The sequence below is a fragment of the Kitasatospora sp. NPDC091257 genome, from assembly GCF_044757675.1.
In the GTDB taxonomy this organism is placed as follows: Bacteria; Actinomycetota; Actinomycetes; order Streptomycetales; family Streptomycetaceae; genus Kitasatospora; species Kitasatospora lactacystinica.
The window spans coordinates 1-3,950 of sequence record NZ_JBIVVI010000884.1; the positions used below are offsets into that span (position 1 = coordinate 1).

A 3,950-nucleotide genomic window follows, 5' to 3' on the forward strand; every position below is an offset into this window, starting at 1 on the left:
GGGGGGGGGGGGGGGGGGGCGGGGGGGGGGGGGGGGGGGGGGGGGGGGGGGGGGGGGGTGCCGTGTCCGGTCTTGAGGTCGAAGTCCTGGGTGGGGGTGCCGTCGAGGGCGGCGGCCATGTAGGCGGTCCAGATCCGGGTGGGGAAGGTGCCGCCGTTGATCCGGGTGAGTCCGGCGGTGCCGGCCAGTGGCTCCTTGGCGTGGGTCTTCGGGTTCTCCCGGAACAGGCCGACGGTGGTGGCGAGTTCGGGGGTGTAGCCGGCGAACCAGGCGGAGAGGTTGGAGTCGGTGGTGCCGGTCTTGCCGGCGGCGGGGCGGTTCAGGTCAAGGGCGGCGGCGCCGGTGCCGCGCGGGCTGACGACGTCGCGCAGCACGTCGGTGACGGAGTCGGCGGTCTCCCGGTCGAGGGCCTCGGTGGGGTCGTGTTCGGGCATCTTGGGGACGTCGACGGCGCCGCCGGGGTTGACGCGTTCGAGTTTGACGACGGACCAGGGGGTGCGGGCCCGGCCGTGGTCGGCGAGGGTGGCGTAGACGCCGGCCAGGTCGAGGGCGCTGGGGGTGGCGGTGCCGAGCGTCATCGAGGTGTTGGCCGGGTCCATGCCGCGGACGCTGTCGGGGATGCCGAGCTTGACGGCGGTCTCCCGGACGCGGGCGAGTCCGGCGTCGACGCCCTCCTGCGCGTACACGGAGTTGACGGACTTCACCATGGCGTAGCGCAGGGTGATGCTGCCGTAGTCGACGTCGTCCTCGTTGGGCGGCGCGTAGGGGGTGGGGCCGCCGGTGACGGGGCGTTCGCTGCTGCCGTCGTAGCGGGATTCGGTGGTGATCGGGACGCCGTCGAGGGTGTGCTGGGCGAGCAGGCCGGCGGCGAGGTCGATCGGTTTGAAGGTGGAGCCGATCTGGTTGTCCTGGCGCAGCGCGTCGTTGTAGGGCTGCTTGGCGTAGTCGGGGCCGCCGTAGACGGCGACGACCCGGCCGGTGGCGGGTTCGACGGAGGCGCCGGCGACCCGGACGTCGGTGTCGGTGGCGGGGCGGGCCCGGGGGTCGAGTTCGCCGGTGAGCCGGTCCTGGACGGCCTTGACGAAGGCGTCCTGCCGGGGCTTGTCGAAGGTGGTGGTGATGCGCCAGCCGCCGGCCTTGAGGGTGGCGGCGTCGAGGGTGCCGGAGGAGACGAGGTAGTCGTCGGCGACGCCGACCAGGTAGCCGGCCTGGCCGGCGAGGCCGGTGGCGGGCTGGGGGTCGATCGGGTCGGGGAAGGTGGTGGCGGCACGGTCGGCGGGGGCGAGGAAGCCGAGCTGGACCATGCCGTCGAGGGTGTAGTTCCAGCGGGCGACGGCCTTCTCGCGGTTGGCGGGGGTGGCGGTCTTGACGTCGTAGAGGCTGGGGGCCTGGAGCAGGGAGGCGAGGTAGGCGCCCTGGGCGGGGGTGAGCCCGGAGACGTCGACGCCGTAGTAGGCGTGGGCGGCGCTCTGGATGCCGTAGGCGCCGCGGCCGAAGTAGCTGCTGTTGAGGTAGCCGGCGAGGATCTCGGGCTTGTCGCGCTGCTGGTCGACCTTGAGGGCGATGAGCAGTTCGCGGCCCTTGCGCTCGATGGTGCGGTCCTGGGTGAGGTAGTAGTTCTTGACGTACTGCTGGGTGATGGTGGAGCCGCCCTGCATGCCCTTGCCGAGCAGGGTGTTCCAGCCGGCCCGGAGCATGCCCTTCAGGTCGATCCCGCGGTTCTGGTAGAAGGTGCGGTCCTCGGCGGAGACGACGGCCTGCTGGGTCGCCGGCGGGATCTGGTCGATGGTGACGTCGGTGCGGTTGACGGCGCCGGTGCGGGCGATCTCGGTGGTGCCGTCGGCGTAGAGGTAGATGTTGTTCTGGGCGACGGCGTGGGCGTTGGGGTCGGGCACCGGGACGATGACGTAGAGCACGGCGAAGCCGCCGGCGGCGAGCAGGAACAGCAGGGTGAGGGTGCCGAGGGTGACCCGCCAGGTGGGCAGGAGCCGGCGCCAGAGCGGGAGGGCGCGGCGGGCCTCGCGGCGGGCGGCCCGTTTGGCCTGGCGGCGGGTGCTCAAGGTCATGCCGAGATTATCTGCTATTTGACGTCGGATCAGGCGGGGAAAACCGGGTGCGGGTGGTGCGGGCCGGAGGTACGGTGAAAGGTGCAAACCACATAACGCACCCACTTTCGCAGCTCCGCCCGCCAGGCCCGGCACCCCCGGGTACGGCCGGTCGGAGCCGCTGCGGCGTGCGCGGATGTCGAGGGGAATCCCCCTCTGCCCATATTTGTCGACAAGGAGACAATATGCTCTACGCCGCCGTTGCCCGCGGCGCCTTCCGCCGCTACTCCACCTACCGGGCCGCCACCGTGGCCGGCACCTTCACCAACACCGTCTTCGGCATCATCCTGGCCTCCACCTTCCTCGCCCTCTGGCAGGCCCGCCCCGGCCTCGGCGGCTACGACCAGAGCCAGGCCGTCACCTACATCTGGGTCAGCCAGAGCCTGCTGGTCACCGTCGCGGTCTGGGGCGGCGGCTTCCAGGACGACCTCCAGGAACGCTTCCGCAGCGGCGACATCGCCGTCGACCTCTACCGCCCGGTCGACTTCCAGGCCTGGTGGCTGGCCTCCGACCTCGGCCGGGCCGGCTTCCAGGCGCTGGTGCGCGGCACCGTGCCGATACTGATCGGCGCGCTGGTGTTCCGCATCCGGCTGCCCGAACACTCACTGACCTGGGCGTTCTTCCTGCTCTCGGTACTGCTGGCGGTCGTGGTCAGCTTCGGGCTGCGCTTCCTGGTCTCGATCACCGGCTTCTGGCTGCACGACTCGGAGGGGGTGCGCTCGGTGATGCTGGTGGTCTCGATGTTCTTCTCCGGGATGCTGCTGCCGGTCGCGCTGTTCCCCGGCCTGCTCGGCGACCTCGGCCGGGCGCTGCCCTGGTCGGCGCTGGTGAACGTCCCCACCGACGTCTTCCTGGAACGGACCGGCGGCACCGCCCTGTTCGGGGCGCTCGGCTTCCAGCTCGGCTGGGCGGTGGTGCTGCTCGCCGCCGGGCGGGGCGCCCAGTGGCTGGCCACCCGCAAGGTGGTGGTGCAGGGTGGCTGAGCAACTCGTCGGGCTCCGCCGGGAGCCCCTCGCCGCCCGCACCGCCTGGGCGCTGCGCTCCTGGTGGCTCTGCGCCCGGATGTGGATGCGCTCGATGATGGCCTACCGGGCCTCCTTCGCGCTCAACCTGGCGGCGAGCCTGGTCACCCACTCCCTCGACTTCGCGGTGCTGGTGATCATGTTCCTGCACACCGACCGGCTCGGCGGCTGGAGCCTGCCGGAGATCGCCTTCCTGTACGCCACCGCCACCTTCTCGCTCGGCGTCGCCAACCTGCTGGTCGGCTCGGCCGAGGGGCTCGGCGCGCGGATCCGCAGCGGCTCGCTGGACACCATGCTGATCCGGCCCGCGCCCGCGCTCTCCCAGCTGTGCGCCGAACGCTTCACGCTGCGCCGGCTCGGCCGCCCGCTCCAGGCCGTCGCGGTGCTGGTCTGGTCGCTGGCCGCCCTGGACGTCCACTGGACCTGGGACCGGGTGCTGCTGGTGCCCGCCCTGCTGCTCTGCGGCACCGTCATCTTCGGCGCGATCTACATCGGCGGCGCCACCGTCCAGTTCTGGTGGGGCGAGTCCAAGGAGATCCAGAACTCCTTCACCTACGGCGGCGCGACGCTGCTGCACTACCCGCCGACGATCTTCGCCAAGGAGCTGGTCGCCGGGGCGGTCTTCGGCGTCCCACTGGCCTTCGTCAACTGGCTTCCCGCGCTGCGCATCCTCGACCGGCCCGACCCGCTCGGCCTGCCCATCGCCTTCCAGTTCGCCTCGCCGGTCGTCGCCGCGCTCTGCGTCCTCGCCGCCGGGCTCGCCTGGCGGGCCGGGCTGCGCGCCTACCGCGGCACCGGCAGCTGAACCCCTCCCACCGCACCC

General features: G+C 72.1%; 3 protein-coding genes. 2 read left to right on the plus strand and 1 reads right to left on the minus strand.

Going from position 1 to position 3,950, the window contains the following annotated elements; translation table 11 throughout:
- Nucleotides 1–2,066, minus strand: a 2,066-nt coding sequence (locus ACIQOV_RS31360; protein WP_401054034.1) for a transglycosylase domain-containing protein, incomplete at its 3' end; no start/stop codon positions are given.
- Between the two features lie 224 nt (nucleotides 2,067–2,290).
- Between ACIQOV_RS31360 and ACIQOV_RS31365 the strand changes: the two genes are divergently transcribed.
- Together ACIQOV_RS31365 and ACIQOV_RS31370 are read left to right on the plus strand one after the other, a co-directional pair.
- Nucleotides 2,291–3,088, plus strand: a complete 798-nt coding sequence (locus tag ACIQOV_RS31365; protein WP_401054035.1) for an ABC transporter permease — start codon at nucleotides 2,291–2,293, stop codon at nucleotides 3,086–3,088.
- The gene (locus ACIQOV_RS31370; RefSeq protein ID WP_401054036.1) at nucleotides 3,081–3,932 is read left to right on the plus strand and encodes an ABC transporter permease; all 852 of its coding nucleotides are present in this window, start codon (nucleotides 3,081–3,083) and stop codon (nucleotides 3,930–3,932) included. The genes ACIQOV_RS31365 and ACIQOV_RS31370 overlap by 8 nt, the downstream gene beginning before the upstream one ends.
- The last annotated feature ends 18 nt before the right edge of the window (nucleotides 3,933–3,950 follow it).

Bases quoted from the DNA above. Each gene is read 5' to 3' on its own strand.
- ACIQOV_RS31365 (WP_401054035.1), top strand. From the start codon at position 2,291: ATGCTCTACGCCGCCGTTGCCCGCGGCGCCTTCCGCCGCTACTCCACC.